Source organism: Plesiomonas sp. PI-19 (assembly GCF_021368255.1).
Lineage (GTDB): Bacteria > Pseudomonadota > Gammaproteobacteria > Enterobacterales > CAMTGL01 > Plesiomonas > Plesiomonas shigelloides.
This window is the reverse complement of sequence record NZ_JAJNMQ010000001.1, coordinates 2,900,468-2,915,546: the sequence shown is the minus strand read 5'-3', so window position 1 is coordinate 2,915,546 and position 15,079 is coordinate 2,900,468. Positions and strand designations below refer to the sequence as shown.

The window sequence follows — 15,079 nt, the reverse complement described above, 5'->3', positions numbered from 1 at the left end:
TTTCTGCTGTCTTTTAGTGGAAAAGGTCGCCTAACTATTCGTTTCAGCTCTCATCATTGGCATTAAAGTGAATAGTTAACGTTTAAATCAATTTATCCATTGTTGTGTTGCGGTTATCGTTTGGTGAAATTGATGCGCCTCGGAGGTTGTGTCTGTTGCTTAACTGCGGGGTTATTGATCCCCAACAAGAAAGGATGATTTATGAGCGAGCTGTCTGTCTCTCCTTCACCCGCGTCTGGTGGTATCAGTCGTAGCAGTGTGATTTTGGCAGCGGATATTCTGCTGCTGGGATTGCTGTTGGCGTTTTTACCGTTTGAGCCGGCGGCCAACAAAGGGTTGGCGCTGATGATTTTTATCGGTGTGCTGTGGCTGACCGAAGCCTTGCACGTCACCCTGACCGCGCTGCTGGTGCCGATTATGGCGGTGGTGCTGGGGCTGCTGGAAGCGCCTAAAGCGCTGTCGATGTTTGCTGATCCGATTATTTTCCTGTTCTTCGGCGGTTTTGCCTTGGCCACTGCGCTGCACATTCAGGGCATTGACCGTCTGCTGGCCAATCAGCTGCTGCTGGCGGCACGCGGCCGAATGGGCGTGGCGGTAATGATGCTGTTTGGGGTGTCGGCGGGGTTGTCAATGTGGATCAGTAACACTGCCACGGCCGCCATGATGCTGCCACTGGCCCTGGGGGTACTGGCACAGCTCGATAGCGAAAAAGACCACCGTACCTTCGTGTTTGTGCTGCTCGGCATTGCTTATAGCTGCAGTATTGGCGGCTTGGGCACCTTGGTGGGTAGCCCACCAAACGCGATCGCAGCGGCCCAATTAGGCTTAGATTTTGCCGGTTGGATGAAATTCGGGATCCCAGTGATGCTGGTCACCATGCCGCTGATGATTGGGCTACTTTATCTGCTGCTGCGCCCGAACTTACGCCATACCTTTAAGGTGGAAGTGGAAACCTTGAGTTGGACGCGCCCGCGTCTGCTGGCTCTGGCGATTTTTGCCCTGACCGTGGTGTGCTGGATTTTCAGTACCCAGATCAGTGCTGCGCTGGGGGGCGTGAAGCAGTTTGACTCGCTGGTGGCGTTAAGTGCCGCAGTGTTGATTGGTGCCTGTGGGGTGGCTAATTGGCAGCAGATCCAGAAAAACACCGAGTGGGGCGTGCTGATGCTGTTTGGTGGCGGCCTGACCTTGAGTGCGGTGTTAAAAGAGTCAGGGGCTAGCGTGGTGATGGCCAATGGCATGGCCGATCTGTTTGGCGCCGGTCACTGGTTCATCATCATTCTGGCGGTGGCCGCGTTTATCATCTTCCTGACCGAATTTACCTCCAACACCGCCAGTGCGGCGCTGTTAGTACCGGTATTTGCGACTGTGGCTGAAGCGCTCGGCATGCCGTCGGCCCTGCTGACGCTGGTGATCGGCATGGGGGCGTCGTGCGCCTTTATGTTGCCGGTGGCCACTCCGCCCAACGCGATTGTGTTTGGTACGGGGCAAATTCGCCAAAGCGAGATGGTGCGCGTGGGGATTTGGCTTAACTTGCTGTGCGTCGGTATCGTGACGCTGTTTGCTTGGTTTGTGTGGCGTTAAGCGCCTCTGCCATGCGCTTTAGGCGCTAAGCCGCATCCTGTCACTACGGCAACAATTGCAAACACGGCAACCTCGCGGCTGGAATTTAACCCGCGGGGTTTAAAACAGCCGAATGTTAGAAATGGCTATGCTTGCATAGCCATATTCTTTTTAAGGTCTAAAACGCTTCAGCTCTCAGATTGATAATATGTAGCATATTTGACTAGTTGTCCTCTGGCTGAATGTTTTTATTTGGTTATCTTTGTGTGAAATCAAGGTGTGTTTGTGGGTGACCCTACATGCATACCGGCCGCAGGTCGTATTTTCACAGGGAGTTTTACCATATGGCCGATGTTCCTCTCACTCCGGCGCTGGGCGCAGGTGTTAGCCGCAATGGCGTCATTATCCTGCTGGATATGGCGCTGTTTGCTTTATTACTCAACGTATTACCGTTTAGCCCCGATGCCAACAAAGGCTTGGCGCTGATGGTCTTTATCGGCGTGCTGTGGCTGACCGAAGCACTGCATGTCACCTTAACCGCGCTGCTGGTGCCGCTGGTTGCTGTCGGCCTTGGCTTGTTGGATGCGCCTAAAGCGCTCTCTTCGTTTGCCGATCCGATTATTTTCCTGTTCTTCGGCGGCTTTGCGCTGGCGACCGCGCTGCATATTCAAGGTCTAGATCGCCTGATCGCCAATCGTCTGATGGTACTGGCGCGCGGCAAGATGTCGACCGCGGTGCTGCTGCTGTTTGGGGTTACCGCAGCGCTTTCGATGTGGATCAGTAACACCGCCACTGCGGCGATGATGCTGCCACTGGCGCTGGGGATCCTGAGCAAATTGGATAAGGAAAAAGACAGCCGTACTTTCGTATTCGTGCTGCTGGGGGTGGCTTATAGCGCCAGTATCGGCGGTCTGGGTACCTTGGTAGGCAGCCCACCAAACGCGATCGCCGCAGCTCAATTGGGATTGGATTTTGCCGGTTGGATGAAGTTTGGTCTGCCAGTGATGCTGGTGACCATGCCGGTGATGATGGCGGTGCTGTATCTGGTACTGCGCCCGAACCTCAAGCATGTGGTCAGCATCGAAACGGAAACTATGGTGTGGACACCGTCGCGCATGATCACCTTGAGCATCTTTGCGGTGACGGTAGTGTGCTGGATCTTCAGTAGCCAAATCAGTGCAGCACTCGGTGGGATCAAGCAATTTGACTCACTGGTGGCGTTAAGTGCCGCGGTGCTGATTGGTGCAACCGGCGTGGCCAATTGGCAGCAAATTCAGAAAAACACCGAGTGGGGTGTGCTGATGCTGTTCGGTGGCGGTCTGACCTTAAGTGCGGTGCTGAAAGACTCAGGTGCCAGCTTGGTGATGGCCAACGGCATGGCGGATATCTTCGGTGCCAGCCACTGGTTCATCATTATCTTAGCCGTGGCCGCGTTTATCATCTTCCTGACCGAATTTACCTCGAATACCGCCAGTGCGGCGCTGCTGGTACCGGTGTTTGCGACCGTGGCTGAGGCCTTAGGCATGCCGCCGTTGCTGCTGACCTTGGTGATCGGGATGGGCGCATCGTTTGCCTTCATGCTGCCAGTGGCCACACCGCCGAATGCGATTGTGTTTGGTACCGGTTTGGTGCGCCAACGCGACATGATCCGCGTGGGTTGGTGGCTGAACTTAGTGTGCATTCTGGTTATCAGTTTGTTCGCTTGGTTTGTGTGGCTGTAATCACATTTTTCTGTTCTCATGCAAGGAGCCTGCTAAAATGCAGGCTCTCTTTTTTGCTGCGTGGTTCTTCCCGTGCGTTTAGTTGATCGCGAATTTATCTTTCGCCACTATCGAGCCTATCATGCGCTGCGTGTCGGTTCGGCCTTCCTGCTGACCTTAATCCTGTTGCATTACGCGCCGCTCGGCCATAGCCCGTGGGTACTGGTCACCCTGTTGGTGGTGATGAGTAACATTCCCTACATGGGGGGGGTGTGGCAAAAGGGCTGGCACCGCATTCTTGGCACCTTGATTGGTGCTGCCGCCGGTCTGATTAGCATCAAAATGCAGTTGATTGCACCGTGGGCGGCATGGGCGTGGATGAGTCTGGTGGCAACGGCCTGTGGCTATTATGGCCTCGGCAAACGCCCGTATGTGGCGATGCTGTGTGGGATCACGTTGGCCATGATTGGCTGGGGCGGAATGGCCGGTGAGCAAGAAGCCTTATGGCGTGCCGCCGATGTGTTGATCGGCACCGTGCTGGCGATCTTCTTTAGCAGTATCTTCCCGCAGCACGCGTCACGCCGCTGGCAATTACTGCTGAGCGATAACCTCAAAGCGATGGCGCAACTGTATCAAGTGCACCGCTCGGAAGCGCTGTTACAGTCACTCGACAGCGAACAAGCCATTAAAACCATCTATAACCGCCATCTTTCGATGCGGCCTCTGTTGGCTCCAGCCTCGCGCGAGCACTTCTTGCCGCTGGAAACCCTCAACGAAATTCAAAACTTGCTGCGTCTGATGCTCAGTACCTTAGAGCTGCTGGTCGGCACCCACCAAGCTTATTCTGATGCGCAAATCCATTGGGAATTGCCGAAACTGAAAGCCGAACAAATGCAGCTGGCGCGGGCGATGAACGCGCAGGCGATGCGTTTGCGCGGTCAAGATGCATCGCGCCCGGATAGCGGCATGTTCGAAACCTTTGTCCAAGCTGGCGTGGTACCGCTGCGCGAAGCCGGGCGTTTGCCACTCAGTCCGTTTGGTTATCTGTGGCTCAATCGGGAGCTGGCGCGTCAATTTACCCGTTTACAGGGTTTATTGCTGCAGGCCGAGCCGCCGCGTAAGCGGGGTGCGAAAATGCCCACCACCGAGACCGACAGCGAGTAAACGCGTGGTATAGCCTACGGTCGTGGCATTGCGTATTGGGTACTTTCGCTCGCATAATAGACAGATGCGGATAATCACCGCGCGGTTGGATGCAGGAGAAGGATATGATGCCATTGCTACGAACTGGGTCACGCAGATGGTGGTTGGGCTGTGTCATGAGCACCTTGGTGGCGCTACCGGTGAGCCGCGCGCTGGCGGATGTTCCGGTGCTGTTTCAGGTCCACGAGGAAGTGATCTCACGCGGTTATCAGATGCCGATTGCTGGCCCCTATCCGGCGCAGGTGATCCCCGCGGATTGCGAGCAGTATTTGCAACATAACCAGTTTGATGTGCTGGGGGTCGATCCGGTGCATTTTGCCTTTAATCGCAGCGAGCTTAATCCGCGCGATCAGGCGATCGTGCGCTGTGTGGCGCGCGTGATGCAGCAAAGCGATCTGCGTGTGGGCTTGGTCGGGCATACCGACAGCATAGGCAGCGCCGCCTTTAACCAAGGCCTTGGCATGCGTCGTTCGCAATCGACCGCCCGCAGTTTGCTGAATAACAGTGCGCCCGCATCGCAAATTGGCCCACTGCGCAGTGCTGGGGAAAGTGAGCCGGTCGCCACCAACAGCACCGCCGCTGGACGTGCGCAGAACCGACGTGTTCAGTTTGTCATTGAGTAAGTGGCGCGCGGGTCATTACGCGCGTATCACTGCTTAATTACTAACGCAGAGTATTACTTATATTGTTATCGCCAAGCTTGTGATGGCTGCTCGTGTGTGGGTCGCCATCGGCTGATTATCAGGATGAGAAAACATGGTACAGGGATATGTAAGGCGCCACCTTGCGCGTGGTATGGCGCGCGTGATGGCGTGGCTGGCGGTGGCGCTGATGCTGGTGGCCACGCAGGTGGCGGCCGAGGCGTTGCAACCGGATCCGGCTTGGCTGGAAGGGCGACTGGACAACGGCCTGCATTGGCAGATCTTAAATACCCCACAGCGGCCGAACGATCGCATCGAGTTGCGCTTGCTGGTGCGTACCGGCTCGCTACAAGAGCGCCCTGAGCAGGCCGGTTATGCCCATTTCCTTGAACACATGGCCTTTAACGGCACCGCCCGTTTCCCTGAGCAAGCCATTCGCGATCTCTGGCAGCAAGCTGGGTTGACCTTTGGCGATGACCTCAATGCCTCCACTGAATATGACAACACCCTGTACCGCATCAGTTTACCGGCCGATAAGCCGCAGTTGCTGACATCGGCCCTGACTTGGCTCAGTGATGTGGCGGGCGGCCTAAGTTTGCAGCCGGCGCAAGTGTCGGCGGAGCGCGGGGTAATTTTGGGCGAGAGCCTGACCCGCGATAAGAATCAACGTTCGGCTCATCAGCAGTGGTGGGATTACCAAATCAAAGGCTCCGCGCTGGCCAAGCACGATCCGATTGGTGAAGCCGAGGTGATCAACAGTGCTACCCGTGAGCGTCTACAGGCTTTTTACCGTCAGTGGTACACCCCAGATGCGATGACGCTTTTGATCAGCGGCAATGTGGATGCGCGCAAGGTCAGTAGCGAAGTGGCGCAGTTGTTTGCCCCTCTGCAGGGCAAGCGTAGCGTGGCTGTGCCGCCGGCCGTACTGCCGCCACTGGCGGCCAGCCCACTGCAAATCAGCGCGCACAAGCAATTGAACAACCAACTGCTGTTGGTGTGGGACAGCGCGTGGCAGCCGCCACAAGACAGTGCCGCGTTAGATGCGTTGTGGCTGGGGGATTTTGTGCGCGGCTTGATCCGCCAGCGTCTGAGCGATGCCATCAGTCAGCACGGCAGTCAGCCGATCAGTTTAACCTTGGGCTGCAGTGTGCGTTATGCGCGCGAGTCGTGCGCACTGAGCGTGGAAAGCGATGCCGAGCAGCGGCAAAAGTGGTTGCAATTTGTGGCCACCGAGTTGGCTCGCTTGCGTCAGCACGGGGTGTTACCTAGCGAGCTGACCTTAGCGCATCGCTTGGCCAATGACGATCTCAACCGCTTTTACGAGCAATACGCCCGCATGACCAGCGGCGATTTTATTAATCAGCGTCTGTTTGCTCTCGAATCGGGGGCGCCAGATCTGGGACCGGAGCAGTATCGCCGTTTACGCGCCACCTTCTTGCAAAACTTAAGTTTAGAGCGGGTGAATCAAGAGCTGCAGCGCCAGCTGGCGATCGAGCCGGTCTTGGTGCTGATGCAACCGCACAGTGAAGCGGCGCAATCCGCTGATAGCCTGATGCAGGCCTGGCGCTTTTTGTCCGCACAGCCGCAAGCGCCGTTGAGTCGCAGCGAGTCTGGTGCCGCCGCCGCGCAGCAAATGCTGGCTACGCCAGCACAGATCGGCCAAATCACCGAACAGCAAAGCTGGCCGCAGTGGAAACTGAGTCGCGCGTTGCTGAGTAACGGCTTATCGGTGCTGGTCCGCCAAGACCCGCAAGCTAAAGACCGCATTTATTTGCGTTTACGCTCGCGTGGCGGTGTGCGTTCACTGCCGGTGGAGCTGCTGCCTGCCAGTCAATTGCTCGGCGTGTGGGGCGCGCACGGTGTTGGGCCGTTGGATCGCACCCAAACGCAGCAGTTTATGGATGTGAACCGTTTGGACATGTGGCCACTGCTCACCCTCAGCCAGCATGGGTTGGGCGGTTCGTCGGATGTTGAACATCTCGATGCTTGGTTGGCGATGGCGCGCCAGAGCTTACTGGCGCCGAAGCTGGATAATCAGGTGCTGGACGATGTGCGCACTCAGCAAGCCAGTCAGTTGACCCAGTATCTGGCCACCGCGCAAGGGCGTTTTAATCAGGCGCTGGATCAGCATCTGTTCCCGCATAACCGCTATGCCGAGTTACCAACGCCAGCGCAGCTCAAGCAAGTTTCACTGAAACAGCTGCAGGCGCTGCACCAGATCTTTATCTCGACGATGCAAGATGCCGAGCTGGTCGTGGTGGGGGATGTGGATCCGGCCAAGGTGTTTGCGCTGGCCGCGCGTTATTTAGGCGGCATTGATTTGGGCGGTGAGCCGGAGTGGGCGCGTTATCCGTTCTTATTGCGCCAGAGTAAACCGCTGCTGCGGCAAGACAACCCAGAAGATCGCACTTTGGTTATCGAGTCGCGCTTGTCAGTGCCGGCGATGCAAGATGATTTAGCCCACCGCTTGGCGCACGACATGCTGCTGCGTATTTTGCAGCAACGTCTGGAGAATCAACTGCGCGAAGCCTTGGGGCTTACTTATGGTGTGGCGGTAGACATGGATTATCCCAGCACCGACATGCAGCTGAATCTGCTACAAATCCGGGTGCTGGTGGCACCGGATAAGCAAGAAGACGCGCAAGAGGCGATAGCCGAGCAGCTGGCTTTGCTGCTGGATAAAGGGATCAGCGAACAAGAGTTCACGCAGGCGCGCGGCCAAGTGGCGACCTCGTTGCAAGATATCTGGCGGCAACCTGCTGCTACGGTGGAGCTGCTCAGTCAGTACCGCTTAGCCGGTTATCCGTTAGAGGAGGTGATGGACGTCAATCAGGTACTCAATGGCATTACCGAGCAGACGGTGCGCGATCTGATGCTGCATTACCTGCGTGCGCCGGGCCAGCTAAGTGCGGTGTTCGCGCCGCCGGTGGCCGCCAAGTCAAAATGATCATGCGCCTGAGCGCAGAGAGAGAAGACCGGTAGGGGCGAGCAGGCTCTCGCCCCTGCGGGCATCATCCCACCAGATAGGTGCCGGTCCCGAACGCGATATGGGTGCCGTGCTCGTTGTGCAGCTCCATACGGGTGACCGCCACTTTGTTACCGGCGCGGATCAGGTGGCCGGTAGCGATCAGCATCTGGCCACGGCCGGGGCGCAGGTAGTCGATACGCAAATCGATGGTACCGACTTTACCGAGGCGCTCGGCCAGCAGCGCCTCGGTCAGCTGCTCACCTTGGGTCAAGGCGGAGGTGGCGGCTAAGATGCCGCCGACCACATCCAAAATGGCGGCGGTTACGCCGCCGTGCAAGATCCGGTGGTGCGGATTGCCAATCAGCTCATCGCGCATCGGGACGCGGATCTCAACTAAATCTGCATCATTTTGTGTCAGCTGCATATCCAGCAGGCGGTTAAAGGGCATGTCCTGCATGAAGATCTGGCCGATAAAATCCCGCGCTTGAGCCACAGAAAGGTAGGGGGATGGCATACAGGCTCCTTATCCATAAGCGGTAATCGCCATTAATGTGATTAAACTGTTGCGTTAGTGTTTTTACTTTAAATCAGCGCTGATGAAAAAACACGCACAATGCGTCAGGCCGCCCACACTTTTTGCGACACATTTTTGCTCACACAAAAGTGCTTGATATTGCTAACAGCGGCAGCGGATTCCTTGTTAGGATGCGCGCACAATAAGCAGATACCTACCGGCAACCTGACCGCGGACAGGGCCGGCAACAAGCTCAATAAAGGCAGAAGGCAGAACCTAAAGAGGAGTAATTATGTCAGGTATGCGGGGATGGCTGAGTGCAGGACTGGTACTGAGCAGTGCGTTAGGCAGTGCCAGTGTGCTGGCTCAGGAAACGGATTTAGACGCTGGCACAGCGGTGCCGGCCAGTGAAGCAACGGCGAGTGAGTCAGCAACGAGCGCGGCGAGTCGGCCCAATTATGCCGGTCGGATTGCAAATTTGCTGGAGCGCCATGACACGCCATTTTTGCTGATCCCGTATGACACCAATTACATCCTGTACACTTATACCGATCGTCTCAACAAAGACATGTATGCCAACCGTGGCTACGATGCGGACGACCTGCGTAAAGACAACATCAAATTCCAGCTCAGCTTTGCCTTCCCGATTTGGCGGGGCGCGTTTGGTCATAACTCGGTGATTGCCGCGGCCTATACCCAAAAATCGGTCTGGCAAGCGACGAATTTCTCGATTTCCGCACCGTTCTTGGAAACCAACTACGAGCCGCGCATCTTTACCGCGTGGAGCACCGATTACAATCTGGCCGGCTGGAGCTTTAAAGAGCTGGAGTTCGGTTTCGTGCACCAGTCGAATGGTCGTGGCTACGATTATTTCGATGAGCAGGACGAAAAGCGCGACACCTCACGCAGCTGGAACCGCATTTATGCGCGCGTCATGGCGCAGCGCGGTAACTGGATGGTTGATTTAGAGCCGTGGGTGCGGGTGGACTCGGATAAAAACGATGACAACCCCGATATCGTCGATTACCTCGGCCACTATCGTCTACAAGTGGGCTATAAAGCCGGCGACAGCGTTTACAGCATGGAAGGGCGCTACAACTGGGATTCCGACAAAGGCAGCGTACAGCTAGGCTGGAGCTATCCACTGACGCCAAGCGTGCGCTTCTACACCCAGCTGTTCACCGGTTACGGTCAAACCATGATTGATTACAACTACCGCCAGACCTCGTTCGGGATTGGCGTGATGTTGAATGACATCATGTAAGTGGGTCAGCGTAACAAGCCTCACTCACTGGCTTGCCGACGTTACTGCATGCCGTATATCCGGTGCGTCGGCGGCGCGCAATGTGCTCACGCCGCGATCAGATAGCGACAAACGGCGGCAGTGTTTTTACAATACCGCCTTTGTGTTCTCTTGAGATAGGATGGCGGCGTGTCAGTGGCGGAAGTTTCTCCAGCTCCTTCAGCGGCCGCGCAGGTTCTGCGCGACGTGTTCGGTTATCAGTCGTTCCGGCCTGGGCAGGCGGCGATCATCGAACGGGCGCTGCACGGCCGTGACAATCTGGTCATCATGCCGACCGGTGGCGGTAAATCGCTGTGTTATCAGGTGCCGGCGCTGTTATTGCCCGGTCTGACCTTGGTGATTTCTCCGCTCATCTCGCTGATGAAAGATCAGGTCGACCAATTGCGCGCCAATGGCGTGGCTGCCGCCTGTCTGAATTCCACCTTAAGCCGCGAAGAGCAACTGCAAGTGATGCAAGATGCGCGTAGCGGCGTGCTCAAATTGCTGTATGTCTCGCCGGAGCGCTTGTTAACCGGTGGCTTGCAACAGCAGTTGGCGCAGTGGCCGCTCTCGTTATTGGCGGTGGATGAGGCGCACTGTATCTCGCAGTGGGGACACGATTTTCGCCCAGAATACCGTGCACTCGGCGAGATCAAACAGCGTTTCCCACAGCTGCCTGTGATGGCGCTGACTGCCACAGCCGATGACACCACCCGCCAAGATATCGTGCGCCATCTGGCGCTCACCGATTACGATCTGCATCTGGGCAGCTTTGACCGTCCCAATATTCGCTACACGCTGGTGGAAAAATTTAAACCGGCCGAGCAGCTGCTGCGCTATGTGCAAGAGCAGCGCGGCAAAAGCGGCATTATCTACTGTAATAGCCGCACCAAGGTGGAAGACACCGCCCAGCGTCTGAAAGCCCGTGGCTTGAGCGCTGCGGCGTATCACGCCGGATTAACTACCGAGCGGCGCAGTGATGTGCAAGAAGCTTTTCAGCGCGATGATTTACAGATAGTGGTCGCCACGGTGGCGTTCGGCATGGGGATCAACAAGCCGAACGTGCGATTTGTGGTGCACTTTGATATTCCGCGCAACATCGAGTCCTACTATCAAGAAACGGGCCGTGCTGGCCGTGATGGTTTGCCGGCCGAAGCAGTATTGTTCTTCGACCCGGCGGATATGGTGTGGCTGCGCCGGATGCTGGAAGAAAAAGAGCCCGGGCCGGTGCGGGATGTGGAAACCCACAAGCTCAATGCCATGGGCGCATTTGCCGAGGCGCAAACGTGCCGCCGTCTGGTGCTGCTCAACTATTTTGGCGAGAGCCGCCAAGAGCCGTGCGGTAACTGCGATATCTGCCTTGATCCGCCCAAGCGTTATGATGGCTTGGAGGATGCGCAAAAGGCGCTGTCGTGCATTTATCGGGTCGGTCAGCGCTTTGGTTTGGGCTACGTGGTGGAAGTGCTGCGCGGGGCGCAGAGTCAGCGGATCCGCGATCATGGCCATGACAAGCTTTCGGTATACGGAGTCGGGCGCGACCATAGCCATGAACATTGGGTCAGTGTGCTGCGCCAACTGATCCACTTAGGTTTTGTCACCCAGAATATCGCTCTGCACTCCGCCTTACAGCTGACCGAAGCGGCCAGACCGTTGCTGCGCGGGGAAGTCAGTTTGCAATTGGCGCAGCCACGCGTCACCTTAGGCAAACTGCGTAGCAGCGCCAAGACACTGTTGAGCCATTATGATCGTCAACTGTTTGCCAAGCTGCGTAAGCTGCGCAAATCCATCGCTGATGAAGAAGGGATCCCGCCGTATGTGGTGTTTAACGATGCCACTTTGCAGGAGATGGCGGAGCAAATGCCCACTACCGCACGCGACATGTTGAGCGTTAACGGTGTTGGCCAGCGTAAACTGGAGCGCTTTGGCTCACCGTTCTTGCACCTGATCCGCGAGCATATTGATACCGAATAGTAATAATCGAATTGTGTGCTCTCGATGCAGGTAGACATAAAAAAGCCAAGCATCATGCTTGGCTTTTAAGAGCATAGCTCGACGGTTACAGGCATGCCGGTCGAGCAACGCCATCGAATTAGTGCTCGCTAATCCGCGTCCGCGTATTAAGGCAAATCAAACAGCAGGAATTCGCTGTCACTGTCGGCGCTGATGTGCAGCAGATTTTCTTCCCACAGCGCTAACCCATCACTGTTTTCCAACTGCTCACCATTGACGGTTAAGCTACCACTGACCAGTTGCAGCCATAAACGGCGATTATCCAACAGCGTGTAAGTCGCTTGCTCACCTTGCTGGAGCATCCAGCGCCACAGCTGCATGTCTTGAAACACCTGCAATGAGCCATCGCGCGCATCCGGTGACAAGATCAATTGCGGCCCTGATTGTGGCTCAAAACGGCGCTGGGCATAGCGCGGCTCCAGCCCTTTTTGCTGCGGCAGGATCCAGATCTGGAACAGGTGCAGCAGTTCATCATTGCTCGGGTTGTATTCGGAGTGGCGAATACCGGTCCCCGCGCTCATGATTTGGAATTCCCCCGCTTGCACCTCAGTGGCATTGCCCATGCTGTCTTTATGGGCGACGCGACCTTGGCGGACGTAGGTCAGAATTTCCATGTCTTTGTGCGGGTGAGTCGGAAAGCCGCAGCCTTCATCAATAAAATCTTCGTTAATCACCCGCAGGGCCGAAAAGCCCATGTAGCTGGGGTCAAAGTAATCAGCAAAAGAGAAGCTGTGCCAGGTATCTAGCCAGCCGTGATTGGCATGACCGCGTTGCTCGCTTTTTCTCAGATGTAACATACACACCTCCCGGACTTGATGGGATCAGTGTAGTCCGCTGCAGCATGAAAAAAAGCGCAAAAAACGCACAAAACCTTTCGATTATTACGAATATTCGAATTTTACGCCTCGCCGAGCCAAGCGCGCATCCATGCTGGGAAACCTTTCCGTGCCAGGGACCGTACGCGAGGTAAAAAGGGGATGGCGGGTAACGGCAGAGATAAAAAAGGCCACCCAGTATGCCTGGATGGCCTGTTGCTCTATTGCGCGCTATTTACTTAGCGTCCCGCTCTGGGTGTGGTACCGCCCTGAGAGGATGCCGAGGCTTACAGGGCGAAGCGATTGGTCATCTGCTGCAGATGTACCGCTAACTGGCTCAGCTCAGCACAAGCTTGCGCCGTTTGGTTAGCGCCTTGCGCCACTTCATCCGAGGCATTGTGAATATTCACGATGCTGCGGTTCAGCTCTTCGGTCACCGAGTTTTGCTCTTCGGTGGCGCTGGCAATCTGGGTGTTCATGTCGGAAATCCGGATCACCGCCTGATTGATCTGCTCGATAGTGGCACCGGCATTGCGCGCCTGCTCAACGCTGGTTTGCATCTGCTGACGGCTGATCTGCATTGCTTGACCGGCTTCGGCAGCCCGTGATTGCAGCACTTCGATGATCTTGTTGATTTCAGCAGTTGAGTCTTGGGTGCGCTGCGCCAAGGTACGCACTTCATCGGCGACCACTGCAAAGCCACGACCTTGCTCACCGGCACGCGCAGCTTCAATAGCGGCGTTCAGCGCCAGCAAGTTGGTTTGGTCAGCAATGTTGCGGATCACGTCCAACACCACGCTGATGCTGGCACTGTCTTGCTCCAGTTGCTGTACCACTTGGCCAGAATGTTCGATTTCTTGCGCCACCGCTTCAATGCTGTGGATCGCGCTGTGCACCACTTTGCTACCAGAGCCAGAAGACTCGGAGGCATCGTGCGCCGCTGAGGCGGCATCGGTGGTGTTACGGGACACTTCCATCACGGTGGATTGCATCTCGTTCATCGCCGTTGCCAGCTGCGACACTTCGCTTTGCTGCTGCTGCATACCGTGTGACGACTGCTCGGCAATCGCGCTCACTTCTTCCACCGCAGTGCTCAGCTGCGATACTGAGGAGGTGATTTCGTTCACCAGCTGGTGCAGACCTTCTTTCATCTGGCGAATCGCTTTGGCTAACTGACCGATTTCATCGTTGGCCATTTTGCCGGAGTCCAGATAGTCACACAGTGCGCCACGTGCCAAGTTACCGCCAGCAATCTGTTTGGCTTGATCAACCAGCAACAGCAGTGGATCGCGAATTTGACGCGTCAGGATGTTAGCGAAAACCACCACCAGAACAATCGCCACCGCGATGCAGATGAAGATGCTCAGTTTGGCTGAACTAAACACATTTTCCGCCATCTGACGGCCTTCAACCGCATAGGCTTGGTTGATGTTCATCAGCTCGGTGGTTTGGGTATTCAGCTTCTGATAAGCAGGGATCCCTTGGGTCAGGAAGAAGTGGCGTGCTTGTTGAACCTCGCCACGGTTTAACATATCCATCACCTGACGGTGCAGACCCAGATAGGCCAACCATTCATTTTTAATGTTGTTATAGGTCTGACGTTCGTGGTCACTGTAGACCAGCGGGCCATATTCGGTCAGCGCACCATCAACTTGAGACGGCAGATTTTGCAGCACTCGCTGATATTCGGCATTGCGGCTTGGATCGTCATTGACCAAGAACATGCCCAATTCATAGCGGCGGAAATTACCCACTTCATCACTGATTCGGGCTGCCACGCGGATACTTGGCATGACATTGTCAGTCAAATCCAGTGATTCAGCATTCAGCCGAGTGAACTGCAGTAAGGAAAACAGGCCGATACCGATAATCAGCAGACATAACAGCGAGAACGCCGCAGTCAGCTTTTTGCCGATGGAAAGATGCTTAAATAACATATCACTATTCTCGTTTAGCAGAGGTGAGCGATCAGAAAGAGGTTCCGTAACGGTCGGAGAGAACCTCCGGCCGGTGCGATAAAAGATACGTTTATCCTTGTATACCGATTAGTAGCGGCCGCTGGCGGACAGAATTAAGCCAAAAGATATAAATAAATATGTCATTCTCGACACACTTTCGGACGAATAGTCACTAATGCATTGATTTATAATAGAAATGAATAAAAGTGTAATGGTAAAAATTTCTTTCCGTATACCTTGCACTATTATTGGTATCGTGGATTACATGACGAGTGGTTTTTTATTGGCGGCGGGTTATTGATGGCAGAGAAGTACGCTTTTTGCTGCCTAGGTATCTAGAGTGTACTGTGGGTTTGGTCATTCGATGCGATTAACACATCGCCATCAATAAAGCGCGGGTTGCCCAATGAAGGGCAACCCGCGCTTAA

10 protein-coding genes are annotated in these 15,079 nt (G+C 55.6%); 7 read left to right on the top strand and 3 right to left on the bottom strand.

Annotation, left to right across the window (positions count from 1 at the left end; genetic code table 11):
• Window positions 1-201: 201 nt before the first annotated feature.
• The 5 genes from LQ901_RS12970 (at window position 202) to LQ901_RS12950 (ending at window position 8,051) form a co-directional block, all read left to right on the top strand.
• Window positions 202-1,581: a DASS family sodium-coupled anion symporter gene (locus LQ901_RS12970; RefSeq protein WP_010862863.1), complete on the top strand. Its 1,380-nt coding sequence runs from the start codon at window positions 202-204 to the stop codon at window positions 1,579-1,581.
• A 323-nt stretch (window positions 1,582-1,904) separates the two neighbouring features.
• Window positions 1,905-3,281: a DASS family sodium-coupled anion symporter gene (locus LQ901_RS12965; protein ID WP_010862862.1), complete on the top strand. Its 1,377-nt coding sequence runs from the start codon at window positions 1,905-1,907 to the stop codon at window positions 3,279-3,281.
• Between the two features lie 72 nt (window positions 3,282-3,353).
• Complete coding sequence (locus LQ901_RS12960) at window positions 3,354-4,424, top strand: FUSC family protein (protein ID WP_233672313.1); 1,071 nt, start codon at window positions 3,354-3,356, stop codon at window positions 4,422-4,424.
• Between the two features lie 104 nt (window positions 4,425-4,528).
• Entirely contained in the window at window positions 4,529-5,086 is a 558-nt protein-coding gene (locus LQ901_RS12955) for an OmpA family protein (protein ID WP_178088301.1), read from the top strand.
• A 133-nt stretch (window positions 5,087-5,219) separates the two neighbouring features.
• Complete coding sequence (locus LQ901_RS12950) at window positions 5,220-8,051, top strand: pitrilysin family protein (RefSeq protein ID WP_233672312.1); 2,832 nt, start codon at window positions 5,220-5,222, stop codon at window positions 8,049-8,051.
• A gap of 64 nt (window positions 8,052-8,115) precedes the next feature.
• Here LQ901_RS12950 and LQ901_RS12945 read toward each other — a convergent pair whose 3' ends face one another.
• Entirely contained in the window at window positions 8,116-8,586 is a 471-nt protein-coding gene (locus LQ901_RS12945) for a thioesterase family protein (RefSeq protein WP_039046430.1), read from the bottom strand.
• A gap of 292 nt (window positions 8,587-8,878) precedes the next feature.
• Between LQ901_RS12945 and pldA the strand changes: the two genes are divergently transcribed.
• Both pldA and recQ read left to right on the top strand, forming a co-directional pair.
• Window positions 8,879-9,850, top strand: coding sequence for a phospholipase A (pldA, locus tag LQ901_RS12940; RefSeq protein WP_010862857.1), 972 nt, complete (start codon window positions 8,879-8,881; stop codon window positions 9,848-9,850).
• Between the two features lie 168 nt (window positions 9,851-10,018).
• On the top strand, window positions 10,019-11,839 hold the full coding sequence (gene recQ / locus LQ901_RS12935; RefSeq protein ID WP_010862856.1) for an ATP-dependent DNA helicase RecQ: 1,821 nt from the start codon (window positions 10,019-10,021) through the stop codon (window positions 11,837-11,839).
• 146 nt (window positions 11,840-11,985) lie between these two features.
• On the opposite strand, the gene LQ901_RS12930 is transcribed toward recQ, so the two are convergent.
• On the bottom strand, window positions 11,986-12,675 hold the full coding sequence (locus tag LQ901_RS12930; protein ID WP_010862855.1) for a pirin family protein: 690 nt from the start codon (window positions 12,673-12,675) through the stop codon (window positions 11,986-11,988).
• A gap of 305 nt (window positions 12,676-12,980) precedes the next feature.
• The gene (locus LQ901_RS12925) at window positions 12,981-14,630 is read right to left on the bottom strand and encodes a methyl-accepting chemotaxis protein (RefSeq protein WP_064977082.1); all 1,650 of its coding nucleotides are present in this window, start codon (window positions 14,628-14,630) and stop codon (window positions 12,981-12,983) included.
• Between the last annotated feature and the right edge of the window lie 449 nt (window positions 14,631-15,079).